At 69.0% G+C, this 23244-nt stretch carries 18 protein-coding genes and 1 tRNA gene; 13 read left to right on the top strand and 6 right to left on the bottom strand.

Features of this window, described 5'->3' with window-relative positions:
* Positions 1–83 precede the first annotated feature (83 nt).
* A complete protein-coding gene (locus BO64_RS09070) occupies positions 84–557 on the top strand; it encodes a hypothetical protein (RefSeq protein ID WP_496402972.1) in 474 nt (157 codons plus the stop codon).
* On the opposite strand, the gene BO64_RS09065 is transcribed toward BO64_RS09070, so the two are convergent.
* The gene (locus BO64_RS09065; RefSeq protein WP_496402971.1) at positions 554–913 is read right to left on the bottom strand and encodes a DMT family protein; all 360 of its coding nucleotides are present in this window, start codon (positions 911–913) and stop codon (positions 554–556) included. The two genes, BO64_RS09070 and BO64_RS09065, sit on opposite strands and share 4 nt — an antisense overlap.
* A 192-nt stretch (positions 914–1105) precedes the next feature.
* On the opposite strand from BO64_RS09065, the gene BO64_RS09060 reads away from it, so the two are divergent.
* Genes BO64_RS09060 through BO64_RS09045 form a run of 4 tightly spaced genes read left to right on the top strand, consistent with a single transcriptional unit; the run spans position 1106 to position 4825 of the window.
* Positions 1106–2197, top strand: a complete 1092-nt coding sequence (locus BO64_RS09060; protein ID WP_496402970.1) for a polyamine ABC transporter substrate-binding protein — start codon at positions 1106–1108, stop codon at positions 2195–2197.
* Between the two features lie 8 nt (positions 2198–2205).
* A complete protein-coding gene (locus tag BO64_RS09055) occupies positions 2206–3171 on the top strand; it encodes an ABC transporter ATP-binding protein (protein ID WP_496402969.1) in 966 nt (321 codons plus the stop codon).
* Complete coding sequence (locus tag BO64_RS09050) at positions 3168–4052, top strand: ABC transporter permease (protein WP_496402968.1); 885 nt, start codon at positions 3168–3170, stop codon at positions 4050–4052. The genes BO64_RS09055 and BO64_RS09050 overlap by 4 nt, the downstream gene beginning before the upstream one ends.
* On the top strand, positions 4049–4825 hold the full coding sequence (locus tag BO64_RS09045; RefSeq protein ID WP_496402967.1) for an ABC transporter permease: 777 nt from the start codon (positions 4049–4051) through the stop codon (positions 4823–4825). The genes BO64_RS09050 and BO64_RS09045 overlap by 4 nt, the downstream gene beginning before the upstream one ends.
* Here the strand turns inward: BO64_RS09045 and BO64_RS09040 are convergent.
* On the bottom strand, positions 4822–6222 hold the full coding sequence (locus BO64_RS09040; RefSeq protein ID WP_496402966.1) for an amidase: 1401 nt from the start codon (positions 6220–6222) through the stop codon (positions 4822–4824). The genes BO64_RS09045 and BO64_RS09040 overlap by 4 nt on opposite strands.
* A gap of 257 nt (positions 6223–6479) precedes the next feature.
* Here BO64_RS09040 and BO64_RS09035 point away from each other — a divergent pair, with 257 nt between their 5' ends.
* Complete coding sequence (locus BO64_RS09035; protein WP_496402965.1) at positions 6480–9437, top strand: TonB-dependent receptor domain-containing protein; 2958 nt, start codon at positions 6480–6482, stop codon at positions 9435–9437.
* 343 nt (positions 9438–9780) lie between these two features.
* Here BO64_RS09035 and BO64_RS09030 read toward each other — a convergent pair whose 3' ends face one another.
* The 4 genes from BO64_RS09030 to BO64_RS09015 form a co-directional block, all read right to left on the bottom strand.
* Positions 9781–12531 (bottom strand): M14 family metallopeptidase, encoded by a 2751-nt coding sequence (locus BO64_RS09030; protein ID WP_496402964.1) that lies wholly within the window; start codon positions 12529–12531, stop codon positions 9781–9783.
* 132 nt (positions 12532–12663) lie between these two features.
* Positions 12664–14148 (bottom strand): amidohydrolase, encoded by a 1485-nt coding sequence (locus BO64_RS09025; protein WP_496402963.1) that lies wholly within the window; start codon positions 14146–14148, stop codon positions 12664–12666.
* 68 nt (positions 14149–14216) lie between these two features.
* Positions 14217–15215: a FecR family protein gene (locus BO64_RS09020; protein ID WP_496402962.1), complete on the bottom strand. Its 999-nt coding sequence runs from the start codon at positions 15213–15215 to the stop codon at positions 14217–14219.
* Positions 15178–15693 (bottom strand): RNA polymerase sigma factor, encoded by a 516-nt coding sequence (locus BO64_RS09015; RefSeq protein WP_496402961.1) that lies wholly within the window; start codon positions 15691–15693, stop codon positions 15178–15180. Before BO64_RS09015 ends, BO64_RS09020 begins: the two co-directional genes overlap by 38 nt.
* Before the next feature lie 288 nt (positions 15694–15981).
* Between BO64_RS09015 and BO64_RS09010 the strand changes: the two genes are divergently transcribed.
* The 7 genes from BO64_RS09010 (at position 15982) to BO64_RS08980 (ending at position 23062) form a co-directional block, all read left to right on the top strand.
* On the top strand, positions 15982–18465 hold the full coding sequence (locus BO64_RS09010) for a TonB-dependent receptor (protein WP_496402960.1): 2484 nt from the start codon (positions 15982–15984) through the stop codon (positions 18463–18465).
* Between the two features lie 196 nt (positions 18466–18661).
* Positions 18662–18928: a hypothetical protein gene (locus tag BO64_RS09005; RefSeq protein ID WP_496402959.1), complete on the top strand. Its 267-nt coding sequence runs from the start codon at positions 18662–18664 to the stop codon at positions 18926–18928.
* A 60-nt stretch (positions 18929–18988) separates the two neighbouring features.
* On the top strand, positions 18989–20020 hold the full coding sequence (locus tag BO64_RS09000) for a hypothetical protein (protein WP_496402958.1): 1032 nt from the start codon (positions 18989–18991) through the stop codon (positions 20018–20020).
* A 47-nt stretch (positions 20021–20067) separates the two neighbouring features.
* On the top strand, positions 20068–21792 hold the full coding sequence (locus BO64_RS08995) for an autotransporter family protein (RefSeq protein ID WP_496403216.1): 1725 nt from the start codon (positions 20068–20070) through the stop codon (positions 21790–21792).
* Between the two features lie 160 nt (positions 21793–21952).
* Positions 21953–22028 (top strand) — tRNA-Thr (locus tag BO64_RS08990).
* 19 nt (positions 22029–22047) lie between these two features.
* Positions 22048–22500 (top strand): YaiI/YqxD family protein, encoded by a 453-nt coding sequence (locus tag BO64_RS08985; RefSeq protein ID WP_496402957.1) that lies wholly within the window; start codon positions 22048–22050, stop codon positions 22498–22500.
* 58 nt (positions 22501–22558) lie between these two features.
* A complete protein-coding gene (locus BO64_RS08980; protein WP_496402956.1) occupies positions 22559–23062 on the top strand; it encodes a c-type cytochrome in 504 nt (167 codons plus the stop codon).
* The last annotated feature ends 182 nt before the right edge of the window (positions 23063–23244 follow it).

Below are 23244 nucleotides of genomic sequence, written 5' to 3'. Positions count from 1 at the left end.
TTATCGGCGCAAACCTTGGCCGGGGCCGCGGCGGGCCCGAATCGAAAAGAACAAGCCGCCGCGCAGATCGGAGGAGACGAACCATGCGCAGGTTCATTGCCGTGGCGGGCGCCCTCGCCTGCCTATCGCTCGCCGCGTGCGACAACCAGGTCAGCCAGGCCGAAGCCACGCCCCAGCCCGAACCCAGGAAGTCCCTGGCGCGGCCCGCACCGCTCTACGCGGGCCAGGAACAGGTGCTGTCGGTGGAATCAGGGACCGTGGAGGTCGGGCACACCGGCGGGCTGAACCTCACCGCCAAGGCGACCACGGCCGGCCCAGGCTGGACGGCTCCGGCCTTCCTGCCGCGCATCTACGCCGCCCAGCCCGCCGATGGCATCTATGAGGTGGACGTCATCGCCACTGCCCCGGCCGCGCCCGGCGCCCAGACCGCCACGCCCATCGAGGTCAGCGGCCACTGGAACCGCTACACCGACGGCCGGGTGAAGGGGATCAAGTTCATGTCCAAGACCAACGAGGTCACGGTCATGGTCCCCGGGGCGGGCGGCAGCGGCGGCTAGAGCGAGATCGGCCCCCTGAACACGAACCACGCGCCGGCGGCGATCAGGGCGAAGCCGACCATGTGGTTCACGGTGAGCTTCTCGCCCAGGTAGGTCACCGAGAAGACGGCGAAGACCGCCAGGGTGATCACCTCCTGCATGGCCTTCAGCTCGGCCGGTTCGTATGCGAGCCGGCCGATGCGGTTGGCCGGCACCGCCAGCCAGTATTCGAAGAAGGCGATGCCCCAGCTCGCCAGCACGATGATCCACAGCGGCCGGTGCTCCACCTTCAGGTGGCCGTACCAGGCGAAGGTCATGAAGACGTTCGAGGCGATCAGCAGCAGGACGGGAGCGACGAAGGTCCAGACGGCGGGCATGGGGCCTCCAGGAGCGACCGGCCCGCTGTAGCGGCCCGCCGCGGCGTCCGCCAAGACCGCGTGCGAGGCGGCTGTGCTATTCGCGACAATACGCCCCGAAGGCCCTCGCAGGACTCGACATTTCCGCCCGACTCTTGCGCTTGGGCCCCGAAAGGGCTTTGTCCCCCTCTGGCGGTAAAAAGGGGAGCTTCAATGGGGCGGATTGGAACGAAGCTGGCGCTTAGCCTGGCGCTCCTGCTCGCGGCGTGCGGCGGCAAGCCGGCCGAAGAGCTGCGCATCTACAACTGGTCGGACTACATCGACCCTGAGCTGCTGGATCAGTTCACCAAGGAAACGGGGATCAAGGTCACCTACGACACCTTCGATTCCAACGAGGTGCTCGAAACCAAGGTGCTGCAGGGCGGCACCGGCTACGACATCGTCGTCCCCTCGAACCACAACCTGCCCCGCTACATCGCGGCCGGGGCCATCCAGCCGCTGGACAAGGCCCAGCTGCCGGGGCTCTCGAACCTCGCGCCCGACCTGATGGCGCACATGGCCGCGTTCGATCCCGAAGCCGCCTACGCCGTGCCGTACATGCAGGGCACCGTGGGCATCGGCTACAATGTCGCCGAGGTGGCCAAGCGCCTGCCGGGCGTGGCCATCGACAGCTGGTCGGTGGTGTTCGATCCCAAGAACCTGGCCAAGCTGCAGGACTGCGGCGTCTATTTCCTCGACGCGTCCGAGGACATGTACGCCGTGACGCTGAACTATCTGGGCAAGGACCCGAACTCGACGGCGCCGGCCGACTACGCCGCGGCCACCGACCTGCTGCTCAAGGTCCGGCCGCATGTGCGCAAGTTCCACTCGTCGGAATATGTCGAGGCCCTGGCCAACGGCGACGCCTGCGTGGCCATCGGCTACTCGGGCGACATCCTGCAGGCCAAGATCCGCGCTGAGGAGGCGAAGAACGGCGTCCAGGTCGCCTATGTAGTGCCCAAGGAAGGCAGCCAGATCTGGTTCGACGTCTTCACCATTCCGAAGGACGCGCCGAACCCGGCGGCCGCGCACCGGTTCATCGCCTTCATGCTGCGGCCCGAGGTGATCGCCAAGGCGTCCAACTACATCCAGTACGCCAACGCCAATGCCGCGGCGACGCCGCTCGTGGATGAGGAGGTCCGGAGCGACCCGAACGTCTATCCGACTCCTGAGATGTCCAAGCGGCTGTTCGTGACCACCACCAAGGACCAGGCCCTGCTCCGCGACGTGAACCGGCAGTGGACCCGGGTGCTGACGGGACGGTGAGCAGGTCTGTGAGCGTCCCGGGCGACATCGTCCGGTTTGAAGGGGTGACCAAGCGGTTTGGCGACCACACGGCCGTCGACGGGATCACCCTGGCGATCCGCGAGGGCGAGTTCTTCGCCCTCCTTGGTCCCTCAGGCTGCGGCAAGACCACCCTCATGCGCCTACTGGCGGGCTTCGAGACGCCCGACGAGGGCCGCATCCTCCTGGACGGCCAGGATATCGCCGGCCTGCCGCCCCATCGGCGGCCGGTCCACATGATGTTCCAGAGCTATGCGCTGTTCCCGCATCTCACGGTGGCCGGGAACATCGCCTATGGCCTGCGGGGCCTGCCCAAGGCCGAGGCCGCCGACCGGGTGGCCGAGATGCTCGCCCTGGTGAAGCTGGAGCGTCTGGCTGCCCGCAAGCCGCACCAGCTGTCGGGGGGCCAGCAGCAGCGGGTCGCCCTCGCCCGGGCTCTCGCCCCGCGTCCGCGCATCCTGCTGCTGGACGAGCCGCTGGGCGCCCTGGACCGCAAGCTGCGCGAAGAGACCCAGGGCGAACTGGTGGCCCTCCAACGTCGCCTCGGCCTGACCTTCGTCGTGGTCACCCACGACCAGGACGAGGCATTGGCCATGGCCGACCGGCTGGCGGTGATGCAGGCCGGCCACGTGGCGCAGATCGGCGCCCCGCGGGAGGTCTATGAGCGGCCCGCCACCCGGGCCGTGGCCGAGTTCCTGGGCGAGGTGAACGTCCTGGCCCACCCCGACGGCGGCTGGGTCGCCGTTCGCCCGGAGACGGTGGTGCTCGGCGAGAGCGGCCTTGAGGGCTGCGTCCAGGAGACCGCCTACTTCGGCGACCGCACCCGCTATGTGGTGGCCACGGTCCAGGGGCCGATCCGCGCGAGCCGCGCCAATGTCGCCGGCGAAGCGCCGCTGCCGGTGGGTGCGAACGTGCGGGTGAGCTGGCCGCCCGACGCCCCGAGGCTCCCCGCGTGAAGCGCGACCGTTCACGCCTGGCGGCGCTGCTGCCCGGCCTGTGGTTGGCGATCTTCTTCGCCTTTCCGTTCCTGCTCGTCCTCAAGCTGTCGCTGTCCGACAGCGCCCTGGCCATGCCGCCCTATACGCCCCAGCTGGACTGGAACCGGGGCCTGGCGGGCGTGCAAGACTTCATCGCCGGCCTGGACTTCGAGACCTATGCCCGCTTCACGGCCGACCGGCTTTATCTGGACGCCTATGTCTCCAGCCTGCGGATCGCCGGGACCGCCACCCTGATCCTGCTGCTGGTAGGGTATCCCATCGCCTATGGCATCACCCGTTGCCCGCCGCGCCTTCGGCAGATGCTGGTGATGGCGGTGATCCTGCCGTTCTGGACCAGCTTCCTGATCCGCATCTACGCTTGGATCGCCATTCTCAAGCCGGCGGGCCTGCTGAACGCCGCCCTCGGGGCCCTCGGCCTGCCGCCGGTCAATCTGCTGAACAGCGAGGCGGCGGTGCTTCTGGGCCTCGTCTACGCCTATCTGCCCTTCATGGTGCTGCCGCTCTATGCGGTGCTGGAGCGGCAGGACCCCCGCCTGGTGGAGGCGGCCCGCGACCTCGGATCTTCGCCCATAAGGGCGTTCTGGACAGTGACCTTCCCGCTGTCGGTCCCGGGCGTGGCGGCCGGCGCCCTGCTCTGCTTCATCCCCATGGCCGGCGAGTTCGTCGTCCCCGACCTCCTCGGGGGATCGGAGACCCTGATGCTGGGCCGGGTGATCTGGACCGAGTTCTTCGCCAACCGCGACTGGCCCGCCGCCTCGGCCGTGGCCGTGGCCCTGCTGGGCGCCTTGGTGATCCCGATCCTGCTGTTCGAGCGTCAGCCCGGGAAGGTGATACGATGAGGCCCTCGGCGTTCAACATCGCCGCCGTGGTCCTGGGGCTGGTGTTCCTCTACACGCCCATCGCCCTGCTGATCCTCTACTCGTTCAATGACGGGCGGCTGGTGACGGTCTGGTCGGGCTTCTCGCTGCGCTGGTACCGCGCCCTGCTGCACGACCGGCAGATGCTGGAGGCGGTCTGGACGACGGTTCGGGTCGGGGTGCTGTCGGCCACCTTCTCCACGGTGCTCGGCACGCTCGCGGCGGTCGCGCTGGTCCGCGGTGGGCGCTTCCGCGGCCGCACCGGGGTTGCGGGGATGGTCTACGCCACCCTTGTCATGCCCGAAGTGATCCTGGGACTTTCGCTGCTGCTGCTGTTCGTGGCCGCGGGCGTGGCCCGGGGGTTCTGGACCGTCACCCTGGCGCATACGACGCTCACCCTGGCCTACGCCACGGTGGTGGTCCAGGCGCGGCTGGCCAGCTTCGACCGCAGCCTGGAGGAGGCCGCCCAAGACCTCGGCGCGCCGCCGTGGAAGGCCTTCGCCACGGTCACCCTGCCCAATATCGCCCCCGCCGTGGCGGCGGCCTGGATGCTGGCCTTCACCCTGTCGCTGGACGACCTGGTGATCGCGAGCTTCACCTCGGGCCCCGGCGCCACCACCCTGCCGATGCGGCTCTACAGCCAGGTGCGCCTGGGGGTGAATCCGGAGATCAACGCCGTCTCCACCCTGCTCATTGGCCTGGTCGCCACCGGCGTCATCGGCGCCTACCTGATCCAGCAGCGCCGGGGCCGCTAGAGTTCAGGCACGCGGTCGAACCACGGCCGCGCCTGCTCCAGTCGCCCCGCCAGACGGAAGAGCCCGGCCTCGTCGCCCACCCGGCCGACGAACTGGATGCCGATGGGCAGGCCCTCGGCGCTCCAGGCCAGGGGCACGGTCATGGCCGGCTGGCCCGTGTTGTTGAACGGCTGGGTGTTGGGCATGAAGCTGAACAGCCGCTCGGTGATCTCCCGGGGCTCCTCGAAAATCCAGCCGACTGGCACGGGCGGGCGGCCCAGTGTCGACAGCAAGAGGACGTCGTAGGTCTCGAACAGCCGCGCCATGTCCCGGCCGAAGGCGTGCAGCACGGCAAGCGCCCGCACATAGTCCGCCCCCGTCACCGCCTTGCCGCGGCGGTAGGTGGCCATGGTCAGGGGCTCGATCTCGTCCGGCTCCACCGGCCGGCCACGGCGCTCGGCCTCGGCGTCCAGGGTCGCGGCGACGCTGGCGGCGATCACGAGCCCGGCTGAAGCCTGCATGCCGGTCAGGTCGCCAGGAACGGCCACCTCCTCCACCTCATGGCCGAGGTCTGCGCAAAGCCGGGCGACGTCCAGGACCGCAGCGGCGCATTGGGGATCGAGGGCCGTGGACTGCAGCGCCTTGGCGGTGAAGCCGATCCTCAGGCGGCCGGGATCGCGCCCCACCTCCTCCAGGAACGGCCGCTCGGGCGCCGGCAGGAAATAGGGATCACCGGGCTGAGGCGTACAGACGGCGTCCAGCAGGGCGGCGCTGTCGCGCACCGAGCGGGTGACCGCATGCTGGATGGACGCGCCGGCCCAGCCCTCGCCGGCCGGGGCGAAGCTGACCCGCCCGCGGGAGGGCTTCATGCCGAACAGGCCGCAGCAGGCCGCAGGCGTGCGGATCGAGCCGCCGCCGTCGCTGGCGTGGGCGGTCGGAACGATCCCCGCCGCCACGGCCGCCGCCGCGCCGCCCGAGGAGCCGCCCGGCGTGCGGCTCACGTCCCACGGATTGCGGCAAACGCCCAGGTGCGCCGGCTCGGTCACCGGCCACAGGCCGAACTCCGGGGTGTTGGTCTTGCCGAAAATGTTGAGGCCTGCGGCCCTGTAGAGCCGCACGATGGCGCTGTCGGCGGGCGCCACGGCCTCGGCGAACAGCCTCGAGCCGCTCGAGGTGACCGTCCCAGCCATCTGCGCCCCGAGGTCCTTCAGCAGGAACGGAACGCCCGCGAAGGGCCCTTCGGTCGGCGCGGTGCGGGCGAGGCCGGACAGGTCGGTGGTGACGGCGTTGATCCTGGGATCGATCTCGGCCTTGCGGGCCAGGGCGGTCTCCAGCAGCTCGGCCGCCGACACCTCGCGCCGCCGCACCAGTTCGGCCAGTCCCAGAGCGTCGTGCTTCCGGTAGTCCTCGAACCGCATCCTTCGGGCCTCCCTGTCCTTGTTCTCTCAGGCCAGCCAAGCACAGGCCGCCCGCCCCTCCAACCCGCCCTATGCCCTGCCGGTCGGCCAGGCGGCCGCGGAACTGGTGCGACCCGGCGATTTTTCGGTGGGTCGCGGCCGAGCGTCGCTGTGGTTTTCGAACGCCGCTGCGTCTTGGGACCGGCGCGCAATGGGCGCGTCGAACGAAATACCGAGCGGGGATAGATCGGATGAGAGCGAAGTCCTTGAGGTGGCTGATGGCTGGCGGCTGCGCGACTGGCGCGCTGCTGTCGGGGGTCGCCTTTGCGCAAACGCCGGATGGCGAGACGGTCCAGGAGGTGGTGGTCACCGGCTCCCGCATCGCCCGTCCTGACTATTCGGCCAACAGCCCGATCGTCTCCGTCGGCCAGGCCGCGATCGAAAACACCGGCCAGGTGACGGTCGAAAAGTCGCTGTCGCAAATGCCGCAGTTCACCGGCTCGTTCGGCCAGGGCAACACCGGCAGCACCAGCACCGGCCTGAACGGCGGCCAGTCCTACGCCAGCCTCCGCGGCCTGGGCGCCAAGCGCACCCTGATCCTGCTGGACGGCCGTCGCCTGCAGCCCTCGAACCCCGACGGCTCGGTCGACCTGAACATCATTCCGGAAGCCCTGATCGAGAACGTCGAGGTCATCACCGGCGGCGCCTCCACCGTCTACGGCTCGGACGCCACCGCCGGCGTGGTGAACTTCCGCCTGCGCCGCAGCCTCGACGGCGTGATCGTCGACACCCAGTACGGCATCTCGGAGCGCGGTGACGGCGAGTCCTTCCGCGTGTCGGTGATGGGCGGCTCGAGCTTCGCGGACGACCGCGGCCGCGCCATTCTGTCGTTCGACTACAGCAACCGCGACCGGGCCCTGAACGGCTCGCGCGACTACTACATCTTCCGGACCAGCACGCCCGGCCTGTCGACCATTCCGCAAGGCACGGTGCTGTTCGGCGCCAACATGCCGACGCTGGCGGCGGTCAACGGCGTGTTCGTGGGCAACTACGGCACCCCCGCCCTGACCGGCAACGCGGGCGGCCGCTACACGGGCCAGATCGGCTTCAACACCGACCAGACGCTGTTCTCGACGGCGGGCGTGCCGGTGCTGAACTTCCGCGACCCGGAAACCGACGAAGCCTACATCGTCAACACCAACGCCGCGGGCACCGCCCAGCAGCTGAACTTCGGCTATGCCGGCGGTTCGCTGCAGTCGGACCTGGACCGCTACTCGGTGTTCGGCAAGGTCGACTACGACTTCACCGACAGCCTGCGCGGCTTCGCCCAGTTCACCTTCACGGACTATGAGTCCGTGGGCGTGACGAACCCGACCCTGGCGTCGAACGTCTATGGCCTCACCGCGCCGGTGACGAACCCGTTCATCCCGGCCGACATGCGGACCATCCTGGCCTCGCGGACCGACCCGACCGCCGACTTCACCCTCTACAAAGCGTTCAACATCCTGGGTCCGCGGATCCAGTCCTACAAGTACAACGTCTATCAGCTGATCGGCGGCCTCTCGGGCGACGTCGGCTTCCGCGACTGGACCTGGGACGCCTACGCCGCCTACAGCCGCGCCAAGTTCGACAACGAACAGTTCGGCGGGGCCAGCGCCAGCGCGGTGCGCAACCTGCTCTACAGCCCGACGGGCGGCGCCGAGTTCTGCGCGGGCGGCTTCAACCCGTTCGGCAACCTCACGCCGTCGGCCGAGTGCATCAACTACATCAGCCGCCGCACGCTGAACCAGAACGAGCTGGAACAGCGCATGGTCGAGCTGAACCTGCAGGGCGGTCTCTTCGCCCTCCCCGCGGGCGACGTCCGCTTCGCGGTGGGCGCCGGCTATCGCGCCAACGAGTACACCTTCAAGGCCGACAGCCAGCTGAACATGCCCGGCGGCGTCAGCGACGTCCTCGGCTACAGCGTGCTGCGCGACGCTGAGGGCGCCGTGGACACCTACGAGCTGTTCGGCGAACTGCTGGTCCCGGTCCTGAAGGACCTGCCGTTCATCCAGGAGCTGAACCTCGACCTCGGCTACCGCTTCTCCGACTACAGCTCGGTGGGCGGCATCCACACCTACAAGGTCGACTTCGACTGGCGGATCATCGACAGCCTGCGCCTGCGCGGCGGTTACAACCGCGCCATCCGCGCGCCCAGCGTCGGCGAACTCTACGCGCCGATCTCCACGGGCAGCGTCGGCATCGGCAACCCGTCGGCCACCACGACCAACGGCGACCCGTGCGACGTGCGCTCGTCCTTCCGTCAGGGCCCGAACGCGGCCCAGGTGCGGGAGCTCTGCCTCGCGCAAGGCATCCCGACGGCGGTCATCGACAGCTACCAGCTCGGCACGGCCCAGGTCTTCGCCCTCACCGGCGGCAACCCGGACCTCGAGGAAGAAACCGCCGACACCTACTCGATCGGCGCGGTCGTGCAGTCGCCGTTCGACCACCCGCTGCTGAGCCGCATGTCGGCCTCGGTGGACTGGTACGCCATCAAGGTGAAGGACGCCGTCGGCACCCTGTCGATCGCGGACGCCATTCGGTTCTGCTTCAACTCGGGCGGCAACAACCCGACCTACGATCCGAACAACTACTACTGCGAGCTGATGACCCGGAACCCGTCCAACGGCGTCCCGGTCAATCCGGTGCAGCCGCTGCTGAACCTCGGCCAGTTCGAGGTCTCGGGCGTGGACTTCCAGTTCGACTGGACCCTCAACGCCGAGGACCTGGGCCTGGGCGACCGCGGCTCGCTGGCCCTGAACGTCGCCGTGGGCTACCTGGACACCTTCAAGATCCAGACCCTGCCGGGCGCGGCCACCTACGACTACGCCGGCACGATCGGCACCGGCGTGGAAGCCAACGCCGGTACGGCGCACCCCGAGTGGAAGATCGCCACCTCGGCCACCTACACCTACGGCCCGGCCAGCCTCGGCCTCCGTTGGCGTCACCTCAGCTCGATGATCGCCTCCGCGCGCAAGGTCTCCCCGACCAGCACCGCGCGCGGCGTCAAGGCCTATGACGTCTTCGACCTGAACGGCCGCGTGAAGCTGCCGTACGACGCCGACCTGCGCTTCGGGGTGACCAACCTGTTCGACAAGGCGCCGCTCCAAGTGGGCGACACCGAGGGCACCTACGATCCCCAGAACCACGACATGATCGGCCGCTCGTACTACGTCGGCATCCGCAAGCGCTTCTAAGCCTTACGGAACGATCTGAGACTTCGGCGCTGGCCCTCGTGGCCGGCGCCTTTTTCTTTGCCCGTCCGCCGGCGGCCAGTCGGCCATCTGCGCGCGGCGGCCGCCGCCGGCGCCGGCCTGCCCTTCCTGAGCTCGGGGTCGCCCTCGCCGAGCCTTTGCCAGCCCGGCCGCCCTTCCCGTTTGCCTGCCCCCTGCCCTGATCGGCCTGCGGATCGACGCCTTGGCGCCTGGCTTCCCGCAGACACAAAGAAGGCGTCGGTCCGCAGACCGACGCCTCAAGTTTTCCGCACGAGATGGGTGGGCGGCTCGGGGGACTAGCCGCCCACCCTGGGGATCCTCGGGGTTACCGGGTCGCGGCGACCGCCGGGCCGTAGAGCAGCCCGTTGAACAGGAACTTGAAGGTCCCGTACGACTGGGCGCGGTGGTTCACCTCGGGGCCCATGACCAGCAGCTTGCCCTTGCCGTAGTCGACGTCGACGATCGCCGCCGAACCGTCCAGGCGCTCCTGGCCGACCGCCCAGCCGCTGCGGACAAGCTCCTTGCCCTCGAACCAGGAAACCGTGGAGGCGCCGGCGGTGGTCTTCACCCGGTAGGTCGGAGCCCGGTCGTAGAACATGTCCACTTCCGAGTTCATGCCGTAGGCCAGCGGGTGCTTTGGATCGACCTTGGCCCGCAGCACCGAGCCTGGGATGTAGAACTCGGTCGCCGGCAACGGCTTGGCCTCGCCGCCTTCGTTCTTGGCCACGGCGACCTCGAGCGGTGCGCCGAGTTCCAGGGCCAGGCGACCGGCCGAGCCCATCGCCACGACCGTGCCGCCCTTCTCGAGGAAGGCCTTGATCTGCGGCAGGGTCTTGTCCGACGTGATCGACCCCAGCCAGCTGCGATATTCGACCGGAATGTCCTCAGGCTTGGGCTGACGCGATTCCCAGCGCCCGCGGAAGACGCCGCCTTCCTTCGCCGGCACCACCGCGTCGGGGAACAGCAGGACGTCAAAGTCCTTGTTCAGGTCGCCCGCGTCGAGGCGTTGCGGGAACACCACCTCGAACGGAGCCTGGAAGCGTTCCAGCAGCCAGCGGGTCCAGCCGGACGGCATCGAGCCGCCGTAGACATCCACGAGGCCGATGCGCACGGGCTTCAGGGCCAGGGCGTCAGCGGACGGCTTGGCGCCCACGGCCCAGGCGTCCACGCCCAGTTCCTTCACGCCCTGCTCGATGATGGCCGTGGCCTCGTCCGACGCCGGGACCCAGATGGCGCCGGGGCCGAAGCTCTTGCCCGAGGCCTTGGTCTCGGCCTTCAGCCAGTAGACCTGCTGGCCGGCCTTCAGCAGCCGGTTGGTGAGGTCGAAGGCGCGGTTCGGCGCATGGCTGATCAGCCAGCCGGCGCGGCCCGAGCCGCGGATCTGGCCGGGCGGCGGGGCGATCAGGTCAGGGATGCGCTCGAAGGGACCGTCGAACCCGTCGAGGATCCGGTCGAACTGCACGCCCATCTGATAGGCCAGGGTGTAGCCCGTAATGTCGTACGGCGGGATCGGCGGGCCGCCCGGATAGGCGAAGTTGTGCGGGTGATCCTGCGGCTCGAACATGTCGAGCACGTGCGGACGGTAGGCCTGGGCCGTCTTCACCACGTACGAGCCGGCCGGATAGGTCTTGTCGCCCACCTTGAAGGCCTTGGTCGCGCGCTCGACGTCGACGCCGGTCTTGATGAGGGCGTTCACGAAGTCGACCACGGTCGGCAGGTCTGCCTGGTCGGCCGGGATGACATAGCCGCGCGGATCGCGTTCCGCGGGGTTCTGCAGCACGGCCTTGTAGAGCTCGGGATCGACGACGCCCTGATCCCAACGGTTCCCCGTCTTGATCTCCTTGCCTTCGGCCTTGGCGACGGCCCGCAGCTTCTCGACCTTCTTCGGGGTGATGGTCCAGGAGTCCTGGGAGCCGCGCGCGATGCTGTCGGCGCCCATCTTGTAGATGTTGAACAGCAGGCGCTCGCGGTTGCGCGAGGCGTAGTCCAGGACTGCCCGGTTCAGGCTCCACTGGTACTCGACGGTGTCACGCAGGTGCCAGGGCCGCGGCGCAATCGGGTCGGGCCGATCGCTGTTGGGAAGCTGCAGCTCGGGGACCAGCTTCACCTCGGCGGGCGTCGGACCGCCGATGATCTCGGTGAGCAGGCCGATCGAATTGTGGAAGTAGGCGATCGAACGCTCCATCCCGTTGTGCCAGGTGGAGTAGTTCGCAGCGCTGCGGGCGCCGGAGCCAGGCTTGTCCTCGGCCACCAGGCGGCTGTGCATCGCCATGCCGACTTCCTGGAGCGTGGTCATCACCAGGGGGTCGTAGTTGTAGTTGAACGGGTCGCGGAACGGCGGGACGAACACCACCATGCCCGTCGGGCCGGTCTGGTGCTGGTTGAAGACGATCTGCGGGAACCACTCCCGGAACAGCATCCGGTTGATGTTCGTGGTTTCCGCCATCTGCGACATGTAGCTGTCGCGGTTGTTATCGTGGCCCACGTACTTCTGGTACAGGCGCGGGATGGAGTCGAACTCCCGCTCCTTCGGGTCGGCCTTGCGCATATACCAGTCGGAGACCAGCTCCATGCCGTCCGGGTTGGCGTGGGCGAAGAGGATGATGACGTCGTCCAGAATCCGGAGCGTCTCCGGATCGTTCATGGTCAGCATCCGGTAGAGCGCCTGGATCTGCCCCTGCGAGGTCACCGTCTCGGTGGCGTGCAGGCCGGCGTCGATCCAGACCACAGCCTTGCCCTCGGCCGCCAGCGCCTTGGCCTCTTCGGCGGTCAGCCCCTCGGCCTTGGCCAAGCGGCGGGCGATGTCACGGTAATGGTCGAGCTTGGCGAGGTTGGCCGGCGAGCTGACGATGGCCGCCCACTGGGTGCGCCCCTCCTCGGTCTTGCCGAAGTCCACCAGCTTCATCCGGTCGGACTGGCCCGCGAGGGTCTTCAGATAGGCCTCGTATGCAGTGTAGTCGGCGAGGAAGTAGTCGCTGCCCGGATCCTGGGCGAACGCATCCTTCGGCGGCGTGATCGTCGCGCTGTGCGCGGCGGATCCGAACATCAGGACCAGCGCCAGCGCGGCGCTGCTCATTGCATGGGACCGCATGCTCTCTACTTCCCCTATTTGAACCCCACGGCTTACGCGCCGTCATTCCCATGACGCGGCTGGCGCCGCATTCCACAACAAAAAGACCGCGCGGCCGGAGCCGCGCGGTCCAGAAGCTTACTCAGCCCCCGCGCCCTTGCGGTAGTCGAGCGGCGGCGGCCGGTCGCCCACCAGGGCCTTGTAGGTGAAATCGGCCCCGCGACGCTCGTTCAGCTCCGCCTTGGCCTCGGCGATCAGCTGCGGGTCGGTGAACACCCGGGCGCCGGTGAGCGCCAGGGTCTTGGCGGCGACCTGCGCGCCCTTGAGACCGATGGTCGTGCCGGCCGCGGCCACGTTCTGCCAGCTGTGGCCCGGCGAGCCCGGGACGAAGGTGGCGGTGGAGAGGCCCACGGTCGGGGTCACCCAGCTCACGTCGGCCACGTCGGTCGAGCCGCCGCCGCCCGAGTTGGGGTCGGCCGTCCGGTAAGGCATCACGCGCTCCACCGAGCTCAGGTCTTCGCCGCCGTTCGGCAGGTGCTTCGCGAGCTCGCGAGCGAAGGCCTTCTCTTCCTCGGTCCAGGTGATGCCGCCCACCGTCTCCAGCGACTCGTGCATCACCTTGCCCAGGGCTTCGTTGGGCAGGAGGTTGTAGACGCCGCCGGTCTGCTCGAACTCGACCTGGGTGCCGGTGATCAGGGCCGCGCCTTCAGCCGCGCGCTTCACCTTGTCCATCACGTCCACGACCACCTTCGGATCGGTGTGGCGGACGTAGTAGTAGACCTCGGCGTAGTCCGGCACCACGTTGGGCGCCTTGCCGCCGTTGGTCACCACATAGTGGATGCGCGTGCGGTCGGGGATGTGCTCGCGCAGATAGTTGGTGGCGACGTTCATGATCTCGACGCCGTCCAGGGCCGAACGGCCGTTCCACGGCTGGCCGCCGGCGTGTGCGGACTGACCACGGAAGCGGAACTTGCCGCTGATGTTGGCCGACGAGGTCCCCTGGCTGGCCGAGTTGGCGTTGCCCGGGTGCCAATGCAGGGTGATGTCGACGTCGTTGAACAGGCCGTCGCGCACCATGTAGGCCTTGCCCGACCCGCCTTCTTCGGCAGGGGTGCCGTAGACCCGGATCTCGCCCTGGATCTTGTTGGCGACCATCCAGTTCTTCAGGGCGATGCCGCTCGCCACCGAGGCCGCGCCGAACAGGTTATGGCCGCAGCCGTGACCCGCTTCCCGGCCCGCCACGGGCTGCTGCGTGGGAACCGCCGCCTGGGACAGACCCGGCAGCGCGTCGAATTCCGCCAGGATCGCCACCACCGGGCCATCACCGTTGCGGAAGCTGGCCACGAAGGCGGTGGGCTCGCCGGCGACGCCGGCCTTGATGTTGAAGCCTGCAGCCTTCAGCTGCGACTGAAGCAGGGCCGAGCTCTTGGTCTCAAGGTAGCCCAGCTCGGCGTAGTTCCAGATCTTCAGCGCCGCATCGTTCATCTTCGGCGTAACGGCGTCCACCGCCGCCAGCACCGCCTGGCGATCCGCAGGCGCCAGCGGCGCGGCCACGGCGGACACGGCGCTGGCGCAGGTCGTCGCGCACAGCACGGCCGCCAACGCCTTGATCGTTGACTTCATGGAGTTCCCCTTAGGACTGGCCGGTCGACCCGGCGTACAGTCCCAAGACGCAAGCGGGCCTCAAATCCTCAGCGGCCCACCGGCCGAAGCGTGATGGTCCGGTCCGCTTCCCGCACGGGCGTTGCGAGGCCGTAGGCCTCGAGCATGGCCACGAAGCCTTCCACGTCGCCGGCCCGGAACCGGCCGCTCAGCTTGGCCTGGGCCAGGCCGGCGTCGGCGATCTGCAGCTTGGCCTCGGAATAGCGGTTCATCTCGTCGGCGATCTCGCCCAGGGGCTGGTCATGGAAGACGAGCCGGCCGTCGCGCCAGGCCGACATCTCGGCGACGTCGCGGCGGAGGATGCGCCAGGACTGCGGCCCTTCCTGCACGAGGCGTTCGCCGGGCGAGAGTTCGGCGGCCGCCCCGCCGCTGCGCACCCTCACCCGCCCCTCAAGCAGGTCCACCGACCAGCGATCGGAATCGAGGCGGACGTTGAAGGCGGTTCCCAGCGCCGTGACCGTGCGCCCGTCCGCCGTCACGGTGAACGGCCGCTGCGGATCCTTGGCCACCTGGAAGAAGGCTTCCCCGCGCACCAGGGTTATCGCCCGAGCCTTGGACCAGTCGCCCGCCCGCACCTCGGTGTCCGTGTTGAGGACGACCTGCGACCCGTCGGGCAGGTCTACCGCCAGGCGACCGCCCACCGGGGTGCGGTAGACCGTGGGGCTGGCCTGGCCCGCCACAGGCCCGGCGGCCCGCCAGGACTGGTAGCTCAGCGCCCCGCCGCCGATGACCGCCAGCAACACGGCCGCGGCCGCCGCCATCCGCTGGCGCCGGACCTTCTGGCCCCGCCGCAGTTCGCGCTGCAGGTCCGCCCGCGCGGCCCGGATCTCCGGCGCCTCGGCCAGTTCGCCCAGGCGCGACCAGGCGCCGCCGATCTTGTCCCAGGCGGCCGCATTCGCCGGATCTTCGTGGAGCCAGGTCTGGAACGCCGCCTGAGCCTCAGGCCCATCCTGACGCTGCAGCCGAACGAACCACTCTGCGGCTTCCGCGTCAGCGTTGCAGGCGTGCAGTGGCCGATTGTCGTTCATCATCGTCCTGCAGACGCGCCGCGACGACCTGGAGCGCCTTGGCGACTTGCTTCTCGACCGCGCTGACCGAAACGCCGAGCAGCTGCGCGGCCGCCTTGTAGCTCAAGCCTTCGAAACGGACCAGCATGAGCGCCGCACGCGTCCGAGGCGGCAGCTCGCCAAGGGCTTCCATCACGCGGGCCACGTCTTCCTTGCCCTGGAGCACCCGGTCCGGCGTGACCTCGTCCAGCGGATGGAACGAATCTTCCAGGGTCGTGTGGGCGCCCCGGCGGCGCGCAGCGTCCCGCCGCCGGCGGTCCTGCAGCACATTGGCCGCGGTCTGGAACACGAAACTGATGGGATTGCGCACGGCGTCCGTGGCGCGCCGGTTGTGGATCCGGAGCATCACGTCCTGCACCAGGTCGTCGACCTCGTGCCCGTCCACCCGCCGTCGGAAATACGCACGCAGCGCTTCCCGATAGCCCATGGCCGCGGTCATCAACCCGCGCTCTGGCAGGTCCTCGGTCGTCTCAGGCCACGCCAATCCCCGTTCCCCCGCGTTTTCGCGTTTTTATGGTCGCGCAGTCCAGACGCGCCGATGACGCCCCGTCAAGCCTGCGTTGTGGAACGCCCTGAGCTCGCCGCCCCCTGCACGCCGATGCGGCACAGGCGCCATGGCGACGATTTGCCTCGGTGGGGCTATGGCCACGCCGCGTTCGAGGTCCTATCCAGACCCGCGCAAAATCTGGGGAGAGGCGTCACGAAGAGCGACCGCAATGTCCCGCCGATGCGTCGTCCGTTCGTGGCGACGACCGCGATTCTCCTGGCGAGTCTCGCGGCAAGCACCGTTTGCGCGGCCGAGCGAAAGCGCCATTTCGACATCGCCGACGGCATGCGTCTCGAGGACGCCCTGACCTCATTCTCGTGGCAAGCCGACCGGGACATCCTCTTCCAGCCCGGAATCGTGGCCGACGCCCGCGCGCACGGCGTGACCGGCCTCCAGGCGCCGACGGCGGCGCTCACCCAGCTCCTGCAAGACACCGGTCTGGTCTGGCGCGAAGTCCAGGGCCGGCTGCTGATCGAGCGCGGCGTCACGGCCTCGTCGGTCGGCGCCGCGCCTTCGGCGACCCTCGACGCCCTGGTCGTCACCGCCACCCGCCGGCCGACCATCGACCAGCTGACCCCGATGTCGGTCCGGGCGCTTTCGGGGCACGAACTCGCCCACGCGGGGGTGAGCGACCTCAGCGACGCCCGCGCCATCCTGCCCGGCCTCAACCACCTGCCGGCCGGGACAGGGCGGAACCGGCTGAGCCTTCGGGGCGTCCACGCCTCGGGCGAGATGACCACCGCCCTCTACTACGACGACATGCCGGTGACGGGGCCGAGCGGCACCACCGCCGATCCGGGCGGCGGGCCGCCGGAACTCCTGCTCGTGGACCTGGACCGCATCGAGGTTCTGCGCGGGCCGCAGGGCACGCTCTACGGCTCCGGAGCCATGGGCGGTGCGCTCAAGGTGATGTTCAAACGGCCCGACGCCACCCGCCAGACGGCGCAGATCGGCGGCGAGGTCGAAGCGGCGGCTGGCAATCTGGGGACGACCACGACGGCGGTGTTCAACACCCCCCTGCCGCTGGCCGGGGCGGCGGCCAGGCTGACCGCCTACCGGCGGGTCGAGCCGGGCTACATCTACAACCAGCGGCTCGACCAGACCGACGTAAACGAGACCCGCATCGAGGGCGCGCGCCTCGGGCTGGCCATGGAAGCGTCCAGCGCGCTCCAGTTCGGCCTGACAAGCGCCATCCAGACCTCGGATTTCGACGACAGCGGGACGGCGGTTCGGGGCGGCCCTGCGCTGGTGTCGGCGGTCCCGGTCCGCTCGCCATTCCGCAGCCGACTGGCGCTCCACCAGGGCCAAGCCCGGGCCCGCCTGGGAGGCGTGGAGCTGACCGCCAACGCCGGCGCCTATACGTGGCGCACCACGCGGCAGAGCGACTACACCGGGGTGCTGACTGCGGAACGGATGAGCCCGGCGGGTTGCGCCCGCTACTTCGCGGACCTGGGCGGCTGCGATGCGAACCAGCTGGCCGCCTATTCCGCCTATGTGGACAGCCGCTCGCCCGGCGTCCTGCACCAGCCCGACAAGATGGATGCCCAGGTCCAGGAGCTTCGCCTGCAGTCCGCGGGTTCGGGCTTCCTCGCCTGGACACTCGGCGTCTTCCGGGAAGTCCGTAAGGACACTATGGACAGCCAGGTGCTGGCCGCCGATCCGCGGACCGGGGCCGCGCGCCCCGACCTCGGCTTCACGGGCCGGCGGCTGGTCTCGAGCCGCCTGCGCCAACGGGCGGCCTATGGCGAGACCACCCTGGGCGCCGACCGGCCCAGTTCCCTGACGCTCGGCGCCCGGCGCTTCGAATACAATCGCCGCACGGTGGGCTCGGTGCTGGTCCCCAACATCATCTCCAACACCACCAACGCCAATTTCGACAGCACGGCGGACGAGGCGGGCTGGAGCCTGAAAGTGCTGGCCAGCCACCGGTTCGGCTCTGACAGCCTCGCCTATGTTCAGGCCGCCCAGGGCTTCCGCCCCGGCGGCGCCAACACCGCCCCGGTGCCGCAGGACCTGGCGATCTACCGGTCCGACAGTCTCTGGAGCTACGAGGCCGGCGTGAAGCTCGCCTGGCCCGAACGGCCGGCCAGCCTGAACATCGCCGTCTACCGTATCGATTGGCGCGACATGCAGTTCAGCGCCGCCAGCGCCAACGGCGCCTTCAGCTTCATCACGAACGTGGGGCGGGCGCGGATCGACGGGGTCGAGCTTGACGCCGCCTTGGCCGACGGCCCGAACCGGGCAGGACTCAACCTCACCCTCAACCGGGCCGAGCTCATCGAGGACCAGGAGTCGGCGGAGGCCATCGGGCTCGGTTCGGCCGGCGACCACCTCCCCTTCGTCCCGCATGTGGCGTTCAACATCTGGGGCGAGCACACGCGCCGCCTTCCCTGGGACTTCGACCTTCTGCTCCGCGCCGACATCGCCTACCTCGGCCGCGCCCACAGCACGTTCCGGCCCGGCGCGGCCAACGACACTGCGATCGGCGACGCCTGGCAGATCAACCTCAGGGCCAACGCCTTGCACGGCCCCTGGCGGTTCGGCGTCCACATCGAGAACCTGCTGGACAGCCACCGCGCCGTGACCGCCACCACCGGCAACACGCCGCAGGTCTATCCCATGCGACCGCGGCGCGTGGGCATGAGCGCCACCTACGAATTCTGAATCCCCGGCAGAAGCCGCGGCGCGGTTCTGAAGTCCAGATTCCGTCTTCCAAATAATAGAACGTCGTTCTTTCAACGATCACAAAAAAGAGAGAAGTTGTTGGGTTGCAACCTTGGCTATTCCCTAGGTAGCGTTTTGACATTCTCCGGTTGGGGAATTTTGGATTTACAATGTATCGAGGATCCACATGGGGAGGATGTCTCGCGGCCTGACGGCTTCCGGATATCAATTCAACGGCTTAACAAGCGCTAGTCCCCGCAGCGGGAAGTTTCGAAAGAAACTGCTTCTTGGCTTTACTGGCGCAAGCGCACTTGCTCTTGCCTCTTCGGCCTATGCTGCCGACCAATGCGGCGATCCGCAGGTCATCTGCAGCGACCCCACCCTGAATCCTTATCCGGGCGGGATGAGCTATGCGGCCACTTCCAGCTTCAATCTTGTCGTCCGAAGCGGCACGGTCGTGTAACGCAGCGGCGCCGGGTATGACTTCGACGGCGTCCATGTCGACGGCTTCGGAGACGGACTGTTGCGGCTGACGGCCGAGCCCGGCGTGGCCATCGCCACAGATGGCCTGCTGGCCGACGGGATTCAGGTTCACAGCCAAGCCAGGAACGATATCGAGATCGTCTCCGGCGCGAACATCGTCGCCTTGAACTCCGACGGCTTCTCCAACGGCATTCTCGGGCGGATCGACGACCAGTCGCAACCGAACCAGCTGAGTACGAGCACCGCCAGCATCACCATCGAGCAGCTCGCCGGAAGCACGGTTGAGGTGCGGGGCGAATATGGCGCCGGCGTCTATGGCCTGCACCATGGCCTGGGATCCGTGCACATCGACGCGGCCGGCGAGGTCCGAGCCTCGGGTCTCGGCAGCTACGGGGTCGTCGGCTACATCCTGAACCCTGAGGCCACCGGAGACATCCAGATCAACCTGGCGTCAACCGGCCAGGTGGTGACCGATGGCGAGGGCGTGATCGGCCTGTTCGCCCCGCACCTGGGGCTTGGAGGAAGCGCGATCACCGTTGCGGGCCGCGTCGAAACGAACCTGCTGAATTCGGATGGGGCGCAGGTCAGCCTCACCAAAGAGGCCAACCTCAGCGCCGCCACCATCGACATCCTCGAAGGCGGGGCGATCACGGCCTGGGGCCCCCGGTCCTATGCCGCCTGGGCCTACAACCAGGGCCAAGGCCTGACCCGCATCACCCACCGCGGCTCGGCGGTGGCGAGCGGGACGCAATCGGCGGGGCTGCGCGCCGAGGCCCGGGGCGAGGCCCGGGTGATCATAGCCGGAAGCGTCGCCGCCCCGGTGAGTATGGCGTCGGCGTCCAGGCCTCGTCTTCCGAAGACGCCGCCACCGTCGAGATCGCTGCCGGAACCACCGTCACGGGCGGCTGGCAAGCCGATGCGACCAGCGTGGGGGATGAGAGCAAGACGGCCTCGGCCGGCGTCGTCCTCTGGTCACAGGACAGCGCCCTCGCCAACGCCGGCGCCATCACGGCCGCGTCCGACCGGGCGATCGCCGATGCGGGGCGCTGGGACACGGCGCACGGCGCGCTGACGGTCGCCAATAGCGGCGCGGTCACCGGCTTCGTCGAACTGGCCAATGTGGCCGGCAACCGGTTCACCAACGCGGCCGGCGGCGTGTTCGAGGCGCGCCATTTCGCCGACACCAACGGCGACGGGGTGCGCGACACCAAGCGCGTGGCCATCTCCGACTTCGGCGGGACAGGCAGCCGCTTCGACAACCTCGCGGGCGCCACGGTGCGTCTGGCCCAGGCTCAGGGGGCCGTCGCCGTCGACGCCGCCGGCTACTATGCGCCGGGCGGACTGGATGCGGGCTTCTACAGTCTCGCCCGGTCGGGCGTGGCGCAGGCGCAGTTCACCAATCTCGCCGCCTTCGACCATGCCGGGACCATCGACCTGCGGGGTCCTGAGATCGGCAACAGCCTGGTCATCACCGGCGCGGGGTCGGCGGCCTCCGGGCCTGGCGGCGGCGTGTTCACCGCCAACGGCGGCCAGCTGCTGATCAACACCGTGCTGAACGAAGGCGGCGCGGCGTCCCGTTCGGACGTGCTCGTCGTCGATGGCACGGCCCGTGGCGGCGCGCCCACTACTATCGTCATCGACCGCCGCGAGGGCTCGGGCGCCCGCTCGACCGGCAACGGCATCCTGCTGGTCGAAGTCCGCGACCCCGCCGCCTCGGCGGCCGACGTGTTCACTCTGCAGGGCGACTACACGGTGAACGGCGAGCAGCGGCTGGCCGGCGGCCTCTACAGCTACGGCCTCTACCGCAATGGCGTGGGCGCCGACGCCGCCGACGGCAACTGGTACCTGCGCACCGCCGGCTACACGCCGACCGTGCCGGTCTACCAAGAATATCCGAAGGTCCTCGCCGGACTCATCCGCCTGCCGACGCTCGACCAGCGGACGGGCACGCGGCACTGGCCCGACACGGCGGCCGGGGCGCAGAACGACGCCGTGGTCGTGGAGGCCAATGGCTTCTGGGGCCGGATCGAAGGCGTGCACGGCGAGTACGAGGCGGCCGCTTCCAGCGCCGCAGCCGAGTACGAGACCACCACCTGGCGGCTGCAGGCCGGTCTCGACCGCGTCCTGCGGGAGAACGACTCGGGCAAGCTGATCGGCGGCGTCTCGGTCCACTACGGCAAGCTCGACGGCGAGATCACCGCCGTGGACGGCTCGGGCGACGTCGACAGCACCGGCTACGGCCTCGGCGCGAGCCTCACCTGGTACGGGACGAACGGCCTCTACGTGGACGCCCAAGGCCAGGCCACCTGGCTGGACAGCGACCTGACGTCCTCGAGCCTGGGCGCCCGGCTGCTCGATGGCCATAACGGCTTCGGCTACGCCCTGGGCCTGGAAGCCGGCCGCCGGTTGCGGCTCAACGCCGAGTGGTCGCTCACGCCTCAGGCGCAGCTGGTCTATTCGAAGCTCGACTTCGACGATTTCACCGACCCGCTGGGCGCCCCGGTCTCGCTGGAGGATGGCGACAGCCTCCGCGGGCGACTGGGCCTGGCGGCCGAACGGGCCAAGACGTGGCAGGCGGACGACGGCACGACGTCGCGGACCAACTTCTACGGCATCGCCAATCTCTACAACGAGTTCTCGGACGGCTATCGCGTCTCCATCCTGGGTGAGGAGTTGACGACCCGGAACGACCGGCTGTGGGGCGGCCTCGGCCTTGGCGGCGCCTACAACTGGAAGAACGACAAGTACTCGCTCTACGGCGAAGCCACGGTCACGACCTCGCTGAAGAACTTCGGCGACAGCCACACGGTGGGCGGCGTCCTGGGCCTGCGGATCAAGTGGTAGCCGGTCACAGGTCCTGAAGTCCTGAAGGGGGCGGAAGAACCTTCCGCCCCCTTTTCTTGTCAGGCGCTTGCCGGGCGTGGCCGGTTGTGCAATCCGAACCACGCCTCGTGCGCCGGCCCCGCGGCCGGCGCACGAGGCGCAAGCCGCCGATCCTTGCGGCGCCGGATTAGCTCAGCTGGTAGAGCAGCGGTTTTGTAAACCGAAGGTCGCGGGTTCGAACCCTGCATCCGGCACCATCGGCAAGGGGCCCTCCGCATGCGGATCTTCATCGACGCCGACGCCTGCCCGGTGAAGGACGAGGCCTACAAGGTCGCTGCCCGCTATGGCCTGAGGACCTTCGTGGTCTGCAACAGCTGGATCCGCACGCCGCAGAGCCCGACGATCGAGCTGGTGGTCGTGGAGGCCGGCCCCGACGTGGCGGACGACTGGATCGCCGAGCGGGCGACGACGGGCGACATCGTGGTCACCAACGACATTCCTCTCGCCGACCGGGTGCTGAAGGCCGGGGCGGCGGCGATCGCGCCGAACGGCCGCGCCTTCACCGCCGACAGCATCGGCCAAGCCCTGGCCCAGCGGTCGATCATGGAGCACATCCGCTCCACCGGAGAGATCACCGGCGGTCCCAAGCCCTTCGGCCCCGCCGACCGCTCGCGCTTCCTTCAAGCCCTGGACGAGGCGGTGAACCGCGAACGGCGGCGCCGGCGCTGAACGCCGCTTGCACGACGCGCCGGCCACGCTAGCTTCTCGCCGCAGTCAGGAGACCGAAATGCGTCTGGGACCGATTCTCGCCGTCGCCTTCACCGCCACCGCCCTGGCCGCCTGCGGCCAGTCGGGCTCCGGCTCCAGCGACGAGGCGGCCTCCAGCGGTCCGGCTCCGGCGGCCGCTCCGGAAATGTCCGAGGCCGAGAAGCAGGCGCTGCTCGCGTCCCTCCCCGCCCCTTACAACACCGCCGACCTGGCCAATGGCGAGGCGAAGTTCGCCCTCTGCCGCTCGTGTCACACGATCACCCCCGGCGGCGCCAACATGACGGGCCCCAACCTGCACGGCGTCTTCGGTCGCAAGGCGGCCCAGGTGGACAAGTTCCGCTATTCGGAGGCCCTCAAGACCTCCGGCATCGTCTGGGATGCGAGCCACCTCGACCAGTGGCTGGCCAAGCCGATGACTTACCTGCCCGGCACCAAGATGTCGTTCGCCGGGGTGAAGGACGAGAAGGATCGCATCGACCTCATCGCCTTCCTGATGGTCGAAACCGGCCACAAGCCCGAGTAGCGTCGCCAGCTCGCGCGGCGCGAGCAGAACACCCGACGGGACAACCTTGACGCGCATATATGGGCGGCGCATGGTGCCGCCTGTCGATACGCATCTGTCGACCACACCCTTCAGCCGGTTCGCCCCGTGGGCCGGAATGTGCCTGGATCGCCGATCCCCCTTGCCGGTCCAGGCGTCGCCTT

This window comes from Phenylobacterium composti DSM 19425 (genome assembly GCF_059568645.1).
Note: the sequence above shows the minus strand (reverse complement) of the source record. Positions and strands in the feature narration are given on the sequence as shown.